The organism is Streptomyces sp. NBC_01214, from assembly GCF_026340975.1.
Classification (GTDB): domain Bacteria; phylum Actinomycetota; class Actinomycetes; order Streptomycetales; family Streptomycetaceae; genus Streptomyces.
Genome location: NZ_JAPEOS010000001.1, coordinates 1,584,421 through 1,602,322 on the forward strand (window position 1 = coordinate 1,584,421; position 17,902 = coordinate 1,602,322).

Genomic DNA, 17,902 nt, shown 5'->3' on the forward strand with positions numbered 1-17,902 from the left:
CGTCATGGACCGCGTCCGTACCGTTTCGCACGCCGAGCCCGGCAGCACGGGGAAGAAGGGTGCTGCCGGGCTCGGCGTGCTCCTCGCCCTGCTCGCGACGGTCGTCTGGTCCGGCAGCTTCGTCGCCACCCGGGGCATGGCCGAGACCGTCCCGCCCGTCCAGGCGGTCTTCTGGCGCTGGATCATCGCCCTGCTCGCCGTCGCCCCCTTCGCCGCCCGCCAGGCCTGGCAGCAGCGGGCCCTGATCCGGCGGCACTTCGGCTTCGTCGCCCTCGCCTCGCTGTTCGGCGTCACCCTCTACAACACCCTCGTGCACCAGGCCGGACTGACCACCTCCGCCTCCAACATGGGCATGATCATGGCCGCCTCGCCCGTCATCATGGCGCTCTACGCCCGCCTCGGCGGCGAACGGCTCGGCAAGCGGCGGACCTTCGGTATCCTGCTTGCCGCCTTCGGGGTGCTGCTGCTCGTCGGGGACGGCTCGCTCGGCTTCGACTTCGGCGCCGGGGACCTGTGGATGTTCGCCGCCGCTCTCTCCTTCGCCACGTACAGCGCCCTGCTGCGGCGGCGGCCCGCCGAACTCGGCGGACTGGCCTTCCTGATCACCACCTTCGTGCTCGGCGCGCTGATGCTGGCACCCGCCTACGCCGTCTCCGTCTCCGTCCAGGGCGGCTTCGAGGTCACCACCGGCACGGTCGGACCGCTGCTGTACGTCGGGGTGTTCTCTTCGGCCGTCGCCTTCTTCGCCTGGAACAAGGCCGTCTCGATGATCGGCGCGGCCCGGGCGGGAGTCGTCTACTACCTCCAGCCGGTGTGCGTGGCCGGGCTCGGCCTCCTGCTGCTGGGCGAGCGGACCGGACCGGCGCAGCTGCTCTGCATGGCGCTCATCCTCGCAGGGGTCGGGCTGGGGAGTGCCCGGCGGTAGGTTCGGGCCCATGACCGAGTGGGACATCAAGAAGCTGCGGATCCTGCGGACCCTCGCCGAACAGGGGACCGTGACCAGGGCGGCCGAGGCGCTCCACATGACGCCCTCGGCCGTTTCGCAGCAACTGACGAACCTCGCCCGGCAACTGGGCGTGGTCCTGCTGGAGGCAGAGGGCCGCCGGGTGCGGCTCACGGACGCGGCCCACCTCGTCCTGCGGCACACGGAGGCGGTGTTCGCGCAGCTGGAGCGGGCCGACGCGGAACTGGCCGGATACCTCGCCGGGGACACGGGCGAGGTACGGGTCGGAGCCTTCTCCACCGCCGTACCGGCGCTCGTGGTCCCCGCGGTGGCCGTGCTGCGGCGGACCCGCCCCGGGGTGGAGGTCCGGGTCCGGGAAACGGAGGCCGCGGAGGCCTACGAGCTCCTGTCGGCCGGGGACGTGGACCTGGCGCTGTCCCTCACGGCCCATGCGCCCACCGCGCGGGATCCCCGGTTCACCCGGGCCGTGCTCCTGGAAGACCCGCTGGACGTGGCGCTCCCTCCGGACCACCCGCTGGCGGCCGCGCCCGACCTGCGGCTGGCGGACCTGTCCGGCGACCCGTGGATCTACGGGGGCAGCGGCCCCTGGTCGGAGATCGCCCGGTCCGCGTGCGAGGCGGCGGGATTCGTCCCGGAACAGGCGCACTCGGCCGCCGGCTGGACCGCGATCCTGGCCATGGTCGAGGCGGGGATGGGGGTGGCGCTGGTCCCCCGGATGGTGTCGAGCCGCGCCTCGGGCGTGGCCGTCCGGGTGCTGTCGCGGGACCGCCCGACGCGGCACGTGCTCGCCGCGGTCCGCCGCGGCGCCGAATCCGCGCCCGCGCTGTCCCACGTCCTCACGGCCCTGCGGACCGTCGCCGCCGCCCGCTGACCGCGGGGCTTCGCCCCGGACCCCGTACGTGCGCTGTGCGCCCGTACCCTCAAACGCCGGGCGGGCTGGAAAACCCAGCCCCGCCGGCGATTGAGGTGCGGGGTCCGGGGCGGAGCCCCGGCTACGGCGCGAGCCGTCAGGCCTGAGCGGCAGCGGCGGCGGCGTCCGCGGACTGGGCCTTCAGGGCGCGCTCGACGCCCGCGCGGGACTCCGAGATCAGACGGCGCAGGGCCGCGTTCGGCTCGGCCGAGGCCAGCCACGCGTCCGTCGCGTCCAGCGTCGCCTGCGAGACCTGGAGCCCCGGGTAGAGGCCCACCGCGATCTGCTGGGCGATCTCGTGGCTACGGGTCTCCCAGACCTCCTTGACCGCCGAGAAGAACTTCTCGGTGTACGGGGCCAGCAGCTCGCGCTGGTCGGTCTGGACGAAGCCGCCGATCACCGCCTCCTGCACCGCGTTCGGCAGGTCGCCGGACTCCACCACCGAAGCCCACGCCTCGGCCTTGGCCTCCGCCGTCGGGCGCGCCGCCCGGGCGGTCGCCGCGTGGCGCTCGCCGGCCGCGGTCGCGTCCCGCTCCAGCTCCGCCGCGATGGCCGGCTCCTCGGCGACGCCCGTCGCGGCGAGCCGCTCCAGGAACGTCCAGCGCAGCTCGGTGTCGACGGCCAGGCCCTCGATCTCCGCCGCGCCGTCCAGCAGCGCCGACAGGTAGGTCAGCTGCCCCTCGGTGCGGGCCGTGGCCGCGAAGGCCCGCGCCCACGCCAGCTGGTGGTCGCTCGCCGGCTCGGCCCCGCGCAGGTGCTCCAGGGTGGCCTCGGTCCAGGCCGCCAGGCCCTCCTCGCGCCACGCCGGGTCGGCGTACAGGTCGATGGCCAGCTTCACCTGGCGGTGCAGCGACTGGACCACGCCGATGTCGGACTCCTTGCCGATGCCCGAGAGCACCAGCGCGAGGTAGTCGCGGGTGGCGAGCTCGCCGTCACGCGTCATGTCCCAGGCGGAGGCCCAGCACAGGGCGCGCGGCAGGGACTCGGTGAAGTCGCCGATGTGCGCGGTGACGGTGGCGAGGGACTCCTCGTCGAGGCGGACCTTCGCGTAGGACAGGTCGTCGTCGTTCAGCAGGAAGACCGCCGGACGGGTGCGGCCGACCAGCTCCGGCACCGTGGTGAGCGCGCCGTCGATGTCCAGCTCGATCCGGTCGGTGCGCACGAGGGCGCCGTCCTGGAGCTCGTACAGGCCGACCGCGATGCGGTGCGGTCGCAGGGTGGACTCGCCCTTGGCGCCGGCGGGCAGCGCGGGCGCCTCCTGCCGGATGCCGAAGGCGGTGATCACACCGTTCGCGTCGGTGGTGACCTCCGGGCGCAGGATGTTGATGCCGGCCGTCTCCAGCCACGCCTTCGACCAGGCGGTCAGGTCGCGGCCCGAGGTCTCCTCCAGGGCGCCCAGCAGGTCGGACAGGCGCGTGTTCCCGAAGGCGTGCGCCTTGAAGTACGCCTGCACGCCCTTGAAGAAGGCGTCCGTGCCGACGTAGGCGACGAGCTGCTTGAGCACCGAGGCGCCCTTGGCGTACGTGATGCCGTCGAAATTGACCATGACGTCGTCGAGGTCACGGATGTCGGCCATGATCGGGTGCGTGGAGGGCAGCTGGTCCTGCCGGTACGCCCAGGTCTTCATGGAGTTGGCGAAGGTGGTCCACGCGTGCGGCCACTTCGAGCCCTCGGCGTACGCCTGGCAGGCGATCGACGTGTACGTCGCGAAGGACTCGTTCAGCCACAGGTCGTTCCACCACTCCATGGTGACCAGGTCGCCGAACCACATGTGCGCGAGCTCGTGGAGGATCGTCTCCGCGCGCACCTCGTACGCCGCGTCCGTCACCTTGGAGCGGAAGACGTACTGGTCGCGGATGGTGACCGCGCCCGCGTTCTCCATGGCGCCCGCGTTGAACTCCGGGACGAAGAGCTGGTCGTACTTGGCGAAGGGGTAGTCGTAGGCGAACTTCTCCTGGAACCAGTCGAAGCCCTGCCGGGTGACGTCGAAGATCGCGTCCGCGTCCAGGAACTCGGCCAGCGAGGGGCGGCAGTAGATGCCGAGCGGTACGGACTGGCCGTCCGGGCCCTCGTAGGAGCTGTGCACGGAGTGGTACGGGCCGACGATCAGCGCGGTGATGTACGAGGAGATGCGCGGGGTCGGCTCGAAGCGCCAGACGTTGTCCTTGACGTCCGCGGCCTCGGGCGTCGGCGAGTTCGAGATGACCGTCCAGCCCTCGGGAGCCGTCACGGTGAACTGGAACGTGGCCTTCAGGTCGGGCTGCTCGAAGCTGGCGAAGACCCGCCGCGCGTCCGGAACCTCGAACTGGGTGTAGAGGTAGGCCTGCTGGTCGACCGGGTCGACGAAGCGGTGGAGGCCCTCACCGGTGTTGGTGTACGCGCAGTCCGCGACGACGCGGAGCTCGTTGGCCCCGGCCGCCAGGTGGCGCAGGGCGATCCGGGAGTCGTGGAAGACCGCCGCGACGTCCAGCGACTTGCCGTTGAGGACGACCTCGTGCACGGCCGGTGCGACCAGGTCGATGAAGGTCTCGCCCCCGGCCTCGGCCGACTGGAAGCGCACGGTGGTCACGGACGGGTAGGTGCCACCCTCCTGTGCGCCGCTGAGATCGAGTTCGATCTCGTAGGAGTCGACGGTCAGCAGCTTGGCCCGCTGCTGAGCCTCTTCACGGGTGAGATTCGTGCCTGGCACGCGTTCATCTCCTTCGATGGTGACGTTGCCCGGCCATCCTGCCATCCGGACAGCGCCGCCGCCTCGGACTAATCCACGGGCGAAAAAACGCGCGCGGGGGCGGCACCGTGACGGTGCCGCCCCCGCGTCGGACGAGCGGGATCAGCCGCGCAGCTCCTCGGCCACGAGCTCGGCGATCTGCACCGCGTTCAGGGCCGCGCCCTTGCGCAGGTTGTCGTTGGAGAGGAACAGCGCGAGGCCGTTCTCCACCGTCTCGTCGGAGCGGATGCGGCCCACGTACGAGGCGTCCTTGCCCGCCGCCTGCAGCGGGGTCGGGATCTCCGAGAGCTCGACGCCCGGGGCGTCCTTCAGCAGCTCGTAGGCGCGCTCGACGCTGATCGGGTGCGCGAAGCGGGCGTTGACCTGGAGGGAGTGGCCGGCGAAGACCGGCACGCGCACGCAGGTGCCGGAGACCTTGAGCTCCGGGATCTCCAGGATCTTGCGGGACTCGTTGCGGAGCTTCTGCTCCTCGTCGGTCTCGAAGGAGCCGTCGTCGACCAGGTTGCCCGCGAGCGGCACCACGTTGTAGGCGATCGGGCGCTTGTAGACGGCGGGCTCGGGGAACTCCACCGCGCCGCCGTCGAAGGTCAGCTGGTCGGCGTGCTCGGAGACCGCGCAGGCCTGGCCCTTGAGCTCGGCCACACCGGCCAGGCCCGAGCCGGAGACGGCCTGGTAGGTGGTGGCGACCAGGGCGGTCAGGCCGGCCTCGTCGTGCAGCGGGCGCAGCACCGGCATCGCGGCCATGGTGGTGCAGTTCGGGTTCGCGATGATGCCCTTGGGGCGGTTCTTGACCGCGTGCGGGTTGACCTCGGAGACCACGAGGGGGACCTCCGGGTCGCCGCGCCAGGCGGAGGAGTTGTCGATCACGACGGCGCCCTGGGAGGCGACCTTCTCGGCCAGCGCCCGGGAGGTGGCGCCGCCCGCGGAGAAGAGCACGATGTCCAGGCCCGCGTAGTCGGCGGTGGACGCGTCCTCGATGGTGATCTCCCGGCCTTCCCACGCGATCGTCGAGCCGGCGGACCGGGCCGAGGCGAACAGGCGCAGCTCGTCCACCGGGAACTTGCGCTCGGCGAGGATGCTGCGCATGACTCCGCCGACCTGACCGGTGGCTCCGACGATTCCGACCCTCACGGTGACTCCTTTTGCTCCGTACGACGCGGGCGCGCGTGGAGCCATCATGCGTATCACCCCACGAGCCTTGTCCAATCCATTGTCCGAGGTGCGGACGGTGTCCCGAATGTGAACCCCCGTGGCGAGTTCGTGGCGGGCCTGTTGCAGGGCCCCTGAACACCCGTTTTGCCTGGTCGGAGCCGGTTAGCGTCCGGTCGGTCATGACCGCTATCCGGACATGACCGACCGCAGAACGAACCACCGATTCGGGGAGATCCACCGTGCGCGCCATCCGCCACCGCCGCCGGTCCATACCGGCGCTCGCCGCCCTCGCGGCCGCCGCCGTCGCCGCGCCCGTCCTGCTGACCGCCGCGCCGGCGGCCGCCCACCCGCGCGAGGGCCGGCTGGCCAAGGAGCTGGTGGAGGAGGTCACCGCCAAGGGCGCCTACCGCCACCTGAAGAAGTTCCAGCAGATCGCCGACGCCAACGGCGGCAACCGCGCCGCCGGTACGCCGGGCCACGCGGCCTCCGCCGCCTACGTGTACGACACGCTGAAGAAGGCCGGGTACCAGGTCTCGTACCAGGACTTCGACATCTACGAGGCGCACACCAAGGCGGAGAAGACCACGGTCCTCGGCCCGGACTCCCGGGAGCTGGCCACCGCCGCCTTCACCTTCACCAAATCCACCCCGGCCGGCGGCCTGGCCGCGCCGCTCGCCCCGGCCCGGGTCGACGAGACCCCCGGCTGCACGGCCGACGACTACCCGGCCGGCGCCTTCGCCGGGAAGATCGCCCTGGTCAAGCGGGGTGCGTGCACCTTCGTCGAGAAGCAGCGGGTCGCGGCTGCGGCCGGCGCGCTCGGCGTCATCGTCTACAACCACAGCGGAACCACCCCGGTGCGCGGCGGGTTCTCCTCGCCCGCCGAGGGGATCATCCCGAGCGCCGGCATCACGCTGGCCGACGGCGAGGCGCTGACCGCGGCCGCCGCGAAGGGCGAGGTGAGCGTGCGGCTGGAGCTGGACCAGGAGCACGTGAAGAAGACCACCCGCAACGTGATCGCCGAGACCCGGGGCGGCCGCTCCGACCGCGTGGTGACCGTGGGCGCCCACCTGGACTCGGTGCCCGAGGGCCCGGGCATCAACGACAACGGCTCCGGTTCGGCCGGGCTGCTGGAGGTGGCCCTGAAGCTCGCGGACGAGGGCGCCAACAAGAAGGGCAAGGGGCCGGCCAACAAGGTGCGCTTCGGCTGGTGGTCGGCGGAAGAGCTGGGCCTGCTGGGCTCGGAGCACTACGTCGCGCAGCTGTCCGAGAAGCAGAAGAAGGACATCGCGCTGTACCTGAACTTCGACATGATCGCCTCGCCGAACCCGGTGCAGTTCGTCTACGACGGTGACGACTCGGACAAGACGGGCGCGGGCGCGGGACCGGCGGGCTCGGCCGAGATCGAGGCGCTGATCAACGGCTTCCTCGACAAGAAGGGCAAGCCGCACGAGGGCAGTGACTTCGACGGCCGCTCCGACTACGGCCCGTTCATCGCGAACGGCATCCCGGCGGGAGGCACCTTCACCGGCGCCGAAGGCATCAAGACCGTCGAGCAGGCCGGGCGCTACGGCGGTACGGCCGGGGCCCCGTACGACCCGAACTACCACGGGGCGGGGGACGACCTGAAGAACCTGGACCTGAAGGTCTTCGACACCAACCTGGACGTGATCGCGCACGCGGTCGGCACCTACGCCGAGTCGCTGCGCCCGCTCGGCACGTAGTCGGACCGCACGTCGCAGGACCGGGGGAACGGCCCGAGGGGGCGGTGCTCGTCAGAGCGCCGCCCCCTCGGGGTCTTCCGTACTGCGGGGTCCTACGGGAGGACCTTCTCGATCTGCACGCTGCCGGTGCCGGCGGCGGTGCCGCGGGCGTTGAGCAGCTGGACCTGGCCGAAGAACTGCCGGCCCTCGGGGGCCGCGCTGCTGACCAGGACGTTCGCCGAGACCTGCGCGGTGGCGCCGGTGGCGAGGTTCACCGCGGCGGCCTCGTCGACCTGGACGGAGCCCAGGGCGGCCGAGAAGAACACGTCACGGTAGTCGTACGTGGTGGAGCCGGACGGGATCGCGTAGCCGATCACCTTGACGGTGTAGGTGCCCGCGGCCGGGTTCACCAGGCTCACGGCCTCCTCGGAGTCGCCGTCGGCGGCCGAGCCGACCTTGATGCCGTCCTTGTAGACCTCGAGGTCGAGGTCGGCGGCGGTGTCGGACACCTTGCCGATCGCGACGTCGAGGCGCGAGGTGCCCGCGGGGACCGCGATCTCGGTGGAGTGGGTCTGGCCGGGCGCGATGGTCGGCTTGGCGACCTTCGCGGAACCGAGCGGACCGCCGGCGAGCTTGCCGCCGGAGATGGCCGCGCCGGCGTTCTTGACGCTCCACTGGACCGGGGCGGGGGTGCCCTGCTTCACCTCGGGCAGGACCTTGACCGCGGGGTCGAAGGCCGCGCCGAGCACGGAGACGTCCAGCTTGAACGGGTTGTCGAGCACCGGCGACGTACGACGGGCCTCGACCTCGATCTCCCAGACGCCCGGGGTCGGCTCGGGGTACGAGCGGACGTCGGGGCGGCAGGTGTTGGCCGGGTTGTCGTAGTTCGGGTAGCAGTTGGTCGTGGCCGTCGGGTCGACCGGCACGCCGTGCGGGTGGATCGCGATGAAGCGCGTCTGGGCGCCCGCCGCGAGACCGCCGAGGGCGACCTCCAGGCTCTTGGCGCCCGGCGGGACCGTCACGAAGTACGACTTGTGGCTGTTGCGCTGCACCGAGGAGGTCTCGGACAGGGCGAACGACGGCGCGGCCAGGGGGGCGGCGGCCACGACGGTCGTCAGGATCTGCTTGTCGATGCCCTCGGTGGTCTCGTCGTCCAGCTGCAGGATGCCGCTGTGGACGCCGGCGGTCTTGGCGTTGGCCTCGACCTTGATGGTGACGGGCTTGTTCAGCGGCAGGGTGACGTAGTCGTAGCCGCCGATGACCTTGAAGGTGCCGTCGTTGTTGCGCCAGCTCAGGTCGTGCCGGGTGCCGTACTTGACGCCCGTGGTGCGGGTGACGACGACGTTGTAGACCTTCTTCTGGCCGACCTTGAGGCCGCCCTCGCGGTCGTACAGGCCGGTGCCGAAGCCCGGGGTCTTCAGGAACTGGTCGATCGCGGTGTCGACCGGCGCCTTGACGGTGAACTCGTTGGCCTTCGCGTCGCGCTGGATGGACTCCCACGCGCCGGGGATGTCGATCAGACCCGAACCCTGCGCGTGCGCGGGAACGCCGTCGATCTTCTTGGCGGCCGTGGTGAGCGCGACCCGCAGGGAGGCCGGCGTCAGCTTGATGTTGTTCTGCTTGGCGGCCGAGATCAGCAGGGCGCTTGCGCCCGCGGCCTGCGGCGAGGCCATCGAGGTGCCCTGGAGCATGCCGTAACCGGCCGGCAGGGTGTAGCCGGCCTCCTTCACCGGGGCGCCGGGCAGCCAGGTCTGGATGGTGTTGATGGCCGCGCCGGGGGCGCTGATGGTCGGCGTGAAGCCGCCGTCCTCACGCGGACCGCGCGAGGAGAAGGGGAACATGTTGTACTTCGTGCTCACACCGGAGCCGTAGTTGGCGGCCCAGGTCTCCTTGGAGACCGACGCGCCCACGGAGATGACCTTGTCCGCGAGGGCGGGGTCGCCGATGGTGTTGACGCCCGGGCCCGAGTTGCCGGCCGAGATGACCAGCTGGACGCCGTAGGTGTCGATGAGGTTCTTGTAGAGCTCGGAGCGCGCGTTGTTGCCGTCGTTCAGCGCCGGCAGGCCACCGATGGACATGTTGACGATGTCCACGCCGCGGTTGACGACGAGGTCGATCATGCCCTCGGTCAGCGCGACGTTGGTGCAGCCGCCGGACCACGAGCAGGCCCGCGAGGAGACGAGCTTGGCGCCGGGCGCCTCACCGTTCATCTGGCCGCCGAAGAGGCTGTTGGCGGCGGTGATGCCGGCGACGTGCGTGCCGTGCTCGGACTCGATGATGCCGACGTTGACGAAGTCGGCCTTCTTGCCGACCCAGTCGCCGCCCAGCGGGTCCATCGGGACGTTCTTGCGGATCTCGATCACGAACGGGATGCGCTCGGCGACGTCGGTCGCCGGGTTGTCCGTGCCGAAGTAGCCGATCTGGTAGCCGTCCTTGTACGGCTTCATCGGCTCGTTGTTGGTGAAGTCGCCGTCCTGGTCGGTGTCGACGCGGACGGTGCCGGCGGCGGCGTCGTAGAGCAGGCCGAACCGGTCGGTGGTGTCCCCGTCGCGGTTGACGTCGCCCTTCATGTCACCGGTGGCGGTGATCGACTCGCTGAAGCGGCTCCACTGGAAGCTGCCCTCCGGGGCCTTCCAGCTCTGGCCGCCCGCGGTGAAGCTGCCGCCGCTGGAGGTGACCGGGGTGATCTGCGGGCGCCAGGTGGCGTCGTTGTCGGTGATCGGGTCGGTGGCCGTCACCCAGTCGACGATCTTGCGCTCGCCGGTGGAGGTCTTCTGCAGGGCCGGGTGACCGAGGTCGATGCCCGAGTCCATGATGCCGATGGTCACTCCGCGGCCGTCGGCCTGCGGGTTGTCCTTCACGAAGTCGACCGCACCGGTCTCGAAGGACGGGTTGTACGGGTTCTTCGCGGGGGTGTTCTTGTCCGGCGCCGCGTAGGTCTCGGCGGCGGTCTTCTTCACCGTGCCGGTCTCGCGGTCCGCGTCGGGGCGCGGGTCCGGCAGCTGGATCTCGTGCCGCAGGTCGATGCCGTGCACCGAGGACAGCTTGGTGGCCGCCTTCAGCGCGGCGTCGGCCTTGTCGGTGGGCAGGGTGGCGCGCACGTAACCGAGGTTGTCGTACGTCTGGCCCACCGAGGCACCCTGGACCGAGCCGAGCTGGTCCGCCACCTGCTTGGTCTGGCCGGGGGCGGTCGCGACCATGACGGTGACGTTCGCGTCGCCCTTGGCCTTGGCCTGCTGAAGGAGCTCGGCGTCGGCCGAACCGAGCTTCTGGTCTGCGGACTTGACCGCGGGCGAGGTGCCCGGGGTGTCCGCGCCGGTCGCCGCGAAGACGGGCCCGGCGCCGGTGGCCGCGAGCGCGGCGACCAGACCGGCCGCGGCCGCGACGCGCGCGACGCGTCTGGCCCCGGATATGGAACTGGGGGATTCGAGGGTCATCAGCATCCCTGGTAAGTGAAAGATACGGTCCGGATTTCGGTGCCGGATGACCGGTCAGCTTGGCCTAAGCGACAGCTCTTTGGGGAGAGTTGTCATTGACCGAGACCTGCCATGGCGGAACCTCGCCAGCGCGAAGAATGCGCCAGCACGGCCTTACCGGGGCACAGTGGTGCGAACCGCAGGGGCTGATCGGTCGATTTATCGACTTGGTGGCCATGCGTCAGCACCGGGACGCGGTCGCGCCCCGGTGCAGGTGTGACAGATTTCGAGCGCTCAGCGCTCGCGCGTGCGCGCGTAGTGGCGCGAGGCTTTCGCCCGGTTTCCGCAGGCGGCCATCGAGCACCAGCGCCGCGTGCCGTTGCGCGAGGTGTCGTGGAAGTACAGGACGCAGGTCTCGGAGGCGCACGTGCGGATCCGGTCGGGCGCGGTGCTCAGCAGTTCCAGGTAGTTCCGGGCGGCCGTCCAGGCGGGCCCCCAGGTCGGATCGTCGAACTCGGCGCGCTCGCCCGGCCCTTCGGCCGTCAGGGTGGCGCGGATGCGGCCGTGGTCCAGCACCGCGTCGATCAGGGCGCGGGCGCTCTCGTCCGCCGGATCCGCGACCGCGCGGGCCAGGGCCTCGCGGGCGGTCATCAGGTGAACGAGGGTCGAGGCGTCGGCGCGGAAGCGGTCGGCCAGCCCGGTGGACTCCAGCCAGATCCGCAGCCCCTCGACCCGGCCGAGCCCGAAGGCGCCGGCGAACAGGTCGGTGAGCTCGCCCTCCCGCATCCACCGCGTGTTCAGCAGGTCGAGCGCGACCGGCTCCCCGGTCAGGGGTCGTGGGTCCGCCGCCGTCATTTTCGTCTCCTCGAGCCGTGCTAACCCCTGAAGGGTACGTGACCGGTTGACAGGGGTGCACCTAACCTCTAATCTCACTTTAGAGGGTTAGAACCGCAGGGGAACGCCGTGCGGTCCTCTGGGGGAAGGAACCCGTCATGACGACTGCCATCAGCAAGCTCCGCACCGGGCACGTGGGCCTGAACGTCACCGATCTGGAGCGCTCGCTCGCCTTCTACCGGGGCGCGCTCGACTTCGAGGTGCTGGGCGAGGGCAAGGAGGAGGACCGCCGCTTCGCCTTCCTCGGCCAGGACGGTGAGCTCGTCCTGACCCTCTGGCAGCAGGCCGAGGGCGCGTACGCTCCCACTGCGGCGGGTCTGCACCACCTGGCGTTCTCCGCCGGTGCCGTCGAAGAGGTGCGGGAGTACGAGGCGCGGCTGCACGACCTGGGCGTCGAGTTCGCCTACGAGGGCGTCGTCGCCCACCGAGAGGGCGCGGCCTCGGGCGGCATCTTCTTCCACGACCCCGACGGGACCCGTCTGGAGATCTCGGTCCCGACCGGCGCGGAAGGCGCACCCGCCCCCACCGAATCCGCCCCCACCTGCGGCTTCTTCTAGCCGCGGCTTCTTGCGACGGAGGTGCTTTTCATGTCCGGGGCATACCACTGGGGCGCGCTGGCCGTGCAGGAGCGGGTCGGCGTACGGGACCTCGCCGAGCACGTCGGCCGCTCGATCGGCACGGGCGTCCGGGACGTCGCCGCAGCCTTCCTCGGGCTCCAGCCGCACCTGGTCGTCGGCGCCGCCGACGGCGCGGGGCGGATGTGGGCCACCCTGCTCACCGGTGCGCCCGGTTTCGTACGGGCCACCGGGCCGGACCGGGTCGCGGTCGCCGGCGGTCCACCGGTGGGAGATCCGCTCGCCGGGGCGTTGGCCACGGCCGGGACCCGGGTCGGGACCATCGCGCTCGACCCGCGCACCCGGCGCCGGATGCGGCTGAACGGGACCCTGGAGGTGACGCGGGGAGGCTTCGCCGTCGAGGTCGAACAGGTCTTCGCCAACTGCCCGAAGTACCTGCAAGCGCGGCAGCCGCTGGAGCTCGTCCGGCAGGGGGCGGGTGTGGTGCGGCGCGGGGAGGCGCTGACCCCGGGCCAGCAGCGGACCGTACACGGCGCCGACACCTTCTTCATCGCCACCACGGCGGAGGCGGACGGGGCCGACGCCAGTCACCGGGGCGGGCTGCCGGGCTTCGTGGAGGTGCTCTCGCCGGTCGAGCTGGCCTGGCCGGACTACGCGGGCAACGCCATGTTCCTGACGCTGGGGAACCTGACGGCCGATCCGCGGGCCGGGCTGCTCTTCCCGGACTGGGAGAGCGGGGCGGTCCTCCAGCTCAGCGGCCGGGCCCGGACGGAGTTCGGGGCCGACGGGAGCCGCCGCACCCGCTTCCGGGTGGAGTCGGTGGTGGAGGGCGTGCATCCCGGGCGGTTGCTGTGGAGCACCCCGGAATACTCGCCTCACCTGGGCAGGACCACCAGGTAGGCCGCGGGTTCCCGGTCGTCGGCGGCCGTCAGGGCGGTCCGGATGACCGCGGCCTGCTGCTCGGGCCAGTCGCGGAGCTTGCGCGGGGTGATGTGGATGACGGTCACCCCGAGCCGCTCCAGCGTCTCGCGCTTGCGCACGGACTCGGACCACTGCTCGTCCTCGCCCTGGCGCGGGGCGCGGGTGTCGATCTCCACGGCGACGGAGTGCTCGGGCCAGTACGCGTCGACCCCGCCGAGGTGCGGGCCGCCGGGCAGGCGCAGGTCGACGTTCCAGACCGGGTCGGGGAGCTCGCAGCCGCGTACGAGGTGGTACAGCCGGTCCTCGGCGATGGCCCGGCCCTCCGCGAGCAGCGACTCGACCGCGTCGACCACGTGCGGCCGGTTCAGCAGCCGGGCCACCGTCAGCTCCCGCACGACGGCGGCCGGTTCGCAGTGCCCGCCGCGGACGGTCTCGCTCAGCAGGCGGCGTACCGTGACGGCGTCGGAGAGCTGGGTGACGGCGTCGGCGACGGCCCGCGCGACGGGGGCCACCGGCAGTCCGGTCACCTCCTGGGACCTCGGCGGGGTGTGCGTCCGTACGATCCGCACGTCCCCGGTGGAGCGCAGCCGCCGGGTGCCGGGCACCAGGACGTCGATGTGCGAGAGGGCGAGCAGTGGGGGCGCGGCGCTGAACCGGTACAGGGCGAGCGCCGCCAGCCCGGTGATCATGACCTCCCCGCCGCGCTGCCCCGCGTACAGCAGCGCCGCGTGCAGCCGCTCCTCGCTGGTCGCCGGGCCGGAGTGGAGCAGGAACACCCCGGGCAGGATCTGCTGCCAGGGTCGCTCGGCCGCGTCGGAGGCGGTGACGCCGTGCTCGCGCAGCTGCGCGAGGGTCAGCACGCGGGGGCGGCTGCCGGTGAGGTGGGCGAGGGGGAGGGGCGCGTTGTGGTTCATGACGCGGTGATTCCCTCGGGCCGCGGCCCTACTAACCCCTGTTACACGCCCGTCGACAAATCCGGACAAGCCGGGGCTAAAGTACGGGCGTTCGACTGCCGATGGAGTGCGCCCGTATGGGCTACCGCTACGCCGTTGTTGGGGCTCCGCCCAGACCCCGCGCCTCGAACTCCCCCAGCTACCGCTGGGAGGGGCCCCCGGGCGGGGCTGAATCTTTCAGCCCGTCCGGCGTTCGAGGACCGGGGTTCGGGGGGCAGCGTCCCCGCAGCGGTGCCGCAGCTAGTGGGCAGCCGTCGCGTCGCAAGCCTGGGCGCGCAGGGACCGGGCCAGGTCGTCGCGGGACTCCAGCACCAGGCGGCGCAGGGCCGGCGGAGCCGAGGAGTGGGCCGACAGCCACGCGTCGGTGGCGTCCAACGTGGCGGAGTCGCTCTGCAGCGACGGGTACAGCCCCTTCACCACGTCCATGGCGATCTGGATCGACCGGTCCGCCCACACCCGTTCGATCACCTCGAAGTAGCGCCCCGCGTGGCCCGCCAGCAGACCCCGCTGCGAGGACTGCTGCATGCCCGCGATCGTCGCCTCGACCAGCGCGTTGGACAGCGCGTCCGATTCGACCACCGCCGCCCACGCCTGGTCCTTCACCGCCTGCGAGGGCCGCGCCGCCAGGCACCGCACCTGGTGCCGCTTGCCCGAGGCCGTGTCGTCGCGCGCCAGTTCGGCGGCGAGCACGGCCTCGTCCACCGCCCCGTGCGCGGCCAGCGGCAGCAGGAAGTCCCAGCGCAGCTCTTGGTCCACTTCCAGCCCGTCGATCCGCGCCGAGCCCTCCAGCAGTCCCAGCAGCAGCTGGAAGTCGCCCTCCGTCGCCGCGCTCGCCGCGAAGAAACGGGCCCACGTCAGCTGGTGCTCCGAACCCGGCGCCGCGACCCGCAGCTCGTGCAGCGCGCCCGCCGCGAGCTCCCGGCCGCCCTGCTCGCGCCAGGTGGGGGCCGCGTAGTGGGTGACCGAGGTCAGGGCCTGCGCGTGCAGCATCTGCAGGACGCCGACGTCGCTCTCGCGGCCCGCGTGCGCGAGGACCAGCGAGACGAAGTCGCGCGCCGGCAGCAGGCCGTCGCGCGTCAGGTTCCACAGCGCCGACCAGCACAGGGCCCGGGCGAGCGGGTCCGTCAGGTCGCCGAGGTGCGTGCGCAGCGTGGTCATCGAGCGCTCGTCGAACCGGATCTTGCAGTAGGTGAGGTCCTCGTCGTTGACCAGGACCAGGTCGGGACGCTCCGCGCCCGCCAGCTCCGTGACGACCGTCCGCACTCCCGACACGTCCGCGTCGGCCCGCGCGTAGCGGACCAGCGTCCCGTCGGGATCCAGCCGGTACAGGCCCACCGCGACCCGGTGCGGGCGCAGCTCGTCGCCCTCCTGCACGACCGCCAGTTCCGTCACCCGACCGCCCGCGTCGTAGGCGACCACCGGGGTCAGCGCGTTCACGCCGGCGGTCTGCAGCCAGGCGCGCGACCACTGGGCCATGTCCCGCCCGGAGACCTCCGCGAGCACGGACAGCAGGTCGTCGAGCGTGGTGTTCCCGTACGCGTTGGCCTTGAAGTAGCGCCGCGCGCCCTCCAGGAAGGCCTCCCGCCCCACGTAGGCGACCAGCTGCTTGAGCACCGCCGCGCCCTTGGCGTAGGTGATGCCGTCGAAGTTCAGCTTGGCGTCCTCCAGGTCACGGATGTCGGCCGTGATCGGGTGCGTGGACGGCAGCTGGTCGGCCCGGTAGGCCCACGCCTTGCGGTTGTTGGCGAAGGTGACCCACGCCTGGTCGAAGCGGGTGGCCTCCACCAGTGCGAAGGAGCCCATGAAGTCCGCGAAGGACTCCTTCAGCCACAGGTCGTCCCACCACTTCATGGTGACCAGGTCGCCGAACCACATGTGCGCCATCTCGTGCAGGATCGTGTTCGAGCGCCGCTCGTAGGAGGCCTTCGTGACCTTGCCGCGGAAGATGTACTCCTCGCGGAAGGTCACCATCCCCGGGTTCTCCATCGCGCCCAGGTTGTACTCCGGCACGAACGCCTGGTCGTACTTCCCGAAGGGGTACGGGTAGTCGAAGATCTCGTGGAAGAGGTCGAAGCCCTGCTTGGTGATCAGGAAGACGTCATCGGCGTCGAAGTGCTTCGCCAGCCCCTTGCGGCACATCGCGCCCAGCGGGATGGTCAGGTCCCCGCGCGTGTAGGAGTCCGTCACGTAGTGGTAGGGCCCCGCGACCACGCACGTGATGTACGTGGAGATCGGCGCGGTCTGCGCGAACCGCCAGACGCCCGCCTCGCGGGACTCCTCCGCACCGTTGCTCCACACCTGCCAGCCCGCGGGGGCCGTCACCTCGAAGCGGTACGGGGCCTTCAGGTCGGGCTGTTCGAAGTTCGCGTACACCCGACGCGCGTCGGCCGGCTCGTACTGGGTGTAGAGGTAGACCTCGCCGTCCTCCGGGTCCACGAAGCGGTGCAGGCCCTCGCCCGTCCGGCTGTACGCGCAGTTCGCGTCCACCACGAGGACGTTCTCGGCGGCCAGGCCGTCGAGGGAGATCCGGGCGCCGTCGAAGACGGCGGCCACGTCCAGCGCGCGCCCGTTCAGGGTCACGGCGTTCACCGAGGGCGCGATCAGGTCCGCGAAGGTGGAAGCGCCGGTGCCCGCCGCCCGGAAGCGGACCGTCGTCACCGAGCGGAAGGTCCGCGGGCCCTCGGCCGGTTCGGTCTCGTCCACCGCGGACCGGATGTCGAGGACCACCTCGTACCCGTCGACGGACAGCAGCTCGGCCCGCTCGCGGGCCTCGTCGCGGGACAGATTCTCTCCGGGCACGTGCACTCCTTCGTGCGTGATCGCGTTGTTGCGTCGAATCCTCGCACGGGGGAATGCGCGCCACCCGGTACTGGTTGGTGACGGGGAACGTGAGCCCAGTGATGCCCTTGTGCGACCCATGCCGAGACTGAGGAGAGACATGACCGACACCCAGGTGCGCGAGAAGACCCCGGTCGACTTCTGGTTCGACCCGCTCTGCCCTTGGGCCTGGATGACGTCCCGCTGGATGGTCGAGGTCGAGAAGGTCCGCGACGTCGAGGTCCGCTGGCACGTGATGAGCCTCGCGGTGCTCAACGAGAACAAGCTCGACGAGCTGCCCGAGACCTACCGCGAGTTGCTCGGCCCCAAGGGCTGGGCTCCGGTGCGCGTGGTGATAGCGGCCCAGCAGAAGCACGGTGAGGAAGTCACCGGCAAGCTCTACACCGCGCTCGGCACCCGCATCCACAACGACGAGAAGGGCCCGACCCGCGAGGTGATCGCCGAGGCGCTTGCCGAGGTCGGCCTGCCGGCCGAGCTGCTCGCGTACGCCGACTCGGACGAGTACGACGAGGTCCTGCGGGCCTCGCACAACGACGGGATCGACCGGGTGGGCCAGGAGGTCGGCACCCCGGTGATCTCCGTGCCGGGCGCCGAGGGCGATGTGGCCTTCTTCGGTCCGGTCGTCACCCCGACCCCGCGCGGCGACGCGGCCGCCCGGCTCTGGGACGGCACCCTGCTCGTCGCCTCGACTCCGGGCTTCTACGAGATCAAGCGCACCCGCACCGCGAGCCCGTCCTTCGAGTAGGCGGACCCGCCGGCCCGGCCGGCACACCACACAGAAGACCCCCGTGAGTCACGTCCTCACGGGGGTCTTCCGTTCGACACGCCCGCCGGTGAAGGTTGAGAAGACG

12 protein-coding genes are annotated in these 17,902 nt (G+C 71.4%); 6 read left to right on the forward strand and 6 right to left on the reverse strand.

Annotated features, from left to right (window positions below; genetic code table 11):
- The first annotated feature begins 4 nt into the window (after window positions 1–4).
- Window positions 5–925, forward strand: a complete 921-nt coding sequence (locus tag OG594_RS07460; RefSeq protein ID WP_266596435.1) for a DMT family transporter — start codon at window positions 5–7, stop codon at window positions 923–925.
- 10 nt (window positions 926–935) lie between these two features.
- Window positions 936–1,835: a LysR family transcriptional regulator gene (locus OG594_RS07465; RefSeq protein ID WP_266596437.1), complete on the forward strand. Its 900-nt coding sequence runs from the start codon at window positions 936–938 to the stop codon at window positions 1,833–1,835.
- A 136-nt stretch (window positions 1,836–1,971) separates the two neighbouring features.
- Here the strand turns inward: OG594_RS07465 and pepN (OG594_RS07470) are convergent, their stop codons facing one another.
- Together pepN (OG594_RS07470) and OG594_RS07475 are read right to left on the reverse strand one after the other, a co-directional pair.
- Window positions 1,972–4,563, reverse strand: a complete 2,592-nt coding sequence (gene pepN, locus OG594_RS07470; RefSeq protein WP_266596439.1) for an aminopeptidase N — start codon at window positions 4,561–4,563, stop codon at window positions 1,972–1,974.
- A 141-nt stretch (window positions 4,564–4,704) separates the two neighbouring features.
- Complete coding sequence (locus OG594_RS07475; protein WP_266596441.1) at window positions 4,705–5,733, reverse strand: aspartate-semialdehyde dehydrogenase; 1,029 nt, start codon at window positions 5,731–5,733, stop codon at window positions 4,705–4,707.
- A gap of 260 nt (window positions 5,734–5,993) precedes the next feature.
- On the opposite strand from OG594_RS07475, the gene OG594_RS07480 reads away from it, so the two are divergent.
- The gene (locus OG594_RS07480; RefSeq protein ID WP_266596443.1) at window positions 5,994–7,475 is read left to right on the forward strand and encodes a M28 family metallopeptidase; all 1,482 of its coding nucleotides are present in this window, start codon (window positions 5,994–5,996) and stop codon (window positions 7,473–7,475) included.
- A 92-nt stretch (window positions 7,476–7,567) separates the two neighbouring features.
- Here the strand turns inward: OG594_RS07480 and OG594_RS07485 are convergent, their stop codons facing one another.
- On the reverse strand, window positions 7,568–10,891 hold the full coding sequence (locus OG594_RS07485; protein ID WP_266596445.1) for a S8 family serine peptidase: 3,324 nt from the start codon (window positions 10,889–10,891) through the stop codon (window positions 7,568–7,570).
- A 273-nt stretch (window positions 10,892–11,164) separates the two neighbouring features.
- Entirely contained in the window at window positions 11,165–11,725 is a 561-nt protein-coding gene (locus tag OG594_RS07490) for a CGNR zinc finger domain-containing protein (protein WP_266596447.1), read from the reverse strand.
- A 137-nt stretch (window positions 11,726–11,862) separates the two neighbouring features.
- Here OG594_RS07490 and OG594_RS07495 point away from each other — a divergent pair, with 137 nt between their 5' ends.
- Both OG594_RS07495 and OG594_RS07500 read left to right on the forward strand, forming a co-directional pair.
- Window positions 11,863–12,321 (forward strand): VOC family protein, encoded by a 459-nt coding sequence (locus OG594_RS07495; RefSeq protein ID WP_266596449.1) that lies wholly within the window; start codon window positions 11,863–11,865, stop codon window positions 12,319–12,321.
- Window positions 12,322–12,351: 30 nt separating this feature from the next.
- Window positions 12,352–13,239: a pyridoxamine 5'-phosphate oxidase family protein gene (locus OG594_RS07500; RefSeq protein WP_266596451.1), complete on the forward strand. Its 888-nt coding sequence runs from the start codon at window positions 12,352–12,354 to the stop codon at window positions 13,237–13,239.
- Here the strand turns inward: OG594_RS07500 and OG594_RS07505 are convergent.
- Both OG594_RS07505 and pepN (OG594_RS07510) read right to left on the reverse strand, forming a co-directional pair.
- Entirely contained in the window at window positions 13,215–14,174 is a 960-nt protein-coding gene (locus OG594_RS07505) for a hypothetical protein (RefSeq protein WP_266596453.1), read from the reverse strand. The genes OG594_RS07500 and OG594_RS07505 overlap by 25 nt on opposite strands.
- 279 nt (window positions 14,175–14,453) lie before the next feature.
- On the reverse strand, window positions 14,454–17,012 hold the full coding sequence (gene pepN, locus OG594_RS07510) for an aminopeptidase N (RefSeq protein ID WP_266596455.1): 2,559 nt from the start codon (window positions 17,010–17,012) through the stop codon (window positions 14,454–14,456).
- Between the two features lie 139 nt (window positions 17,013–17,151).
- Between pepN (OG594_RS07510) and OG594_RS07515 the strand changes: the two genes are divergently transcribed.
- Window positions 17,152–17,796: a DsbA family protein gene (locus OG594_RS07515; RefSeq protein ID WP_266596458.1), complete on the forward strand. Its 645-nt coding sequence runs from the start codon at window positions 17,152–17,154 to the stop codon at window positions 17,794–17,796.
- Window positions 17,797–17,902: the final 106 nt, after the last annotated feature.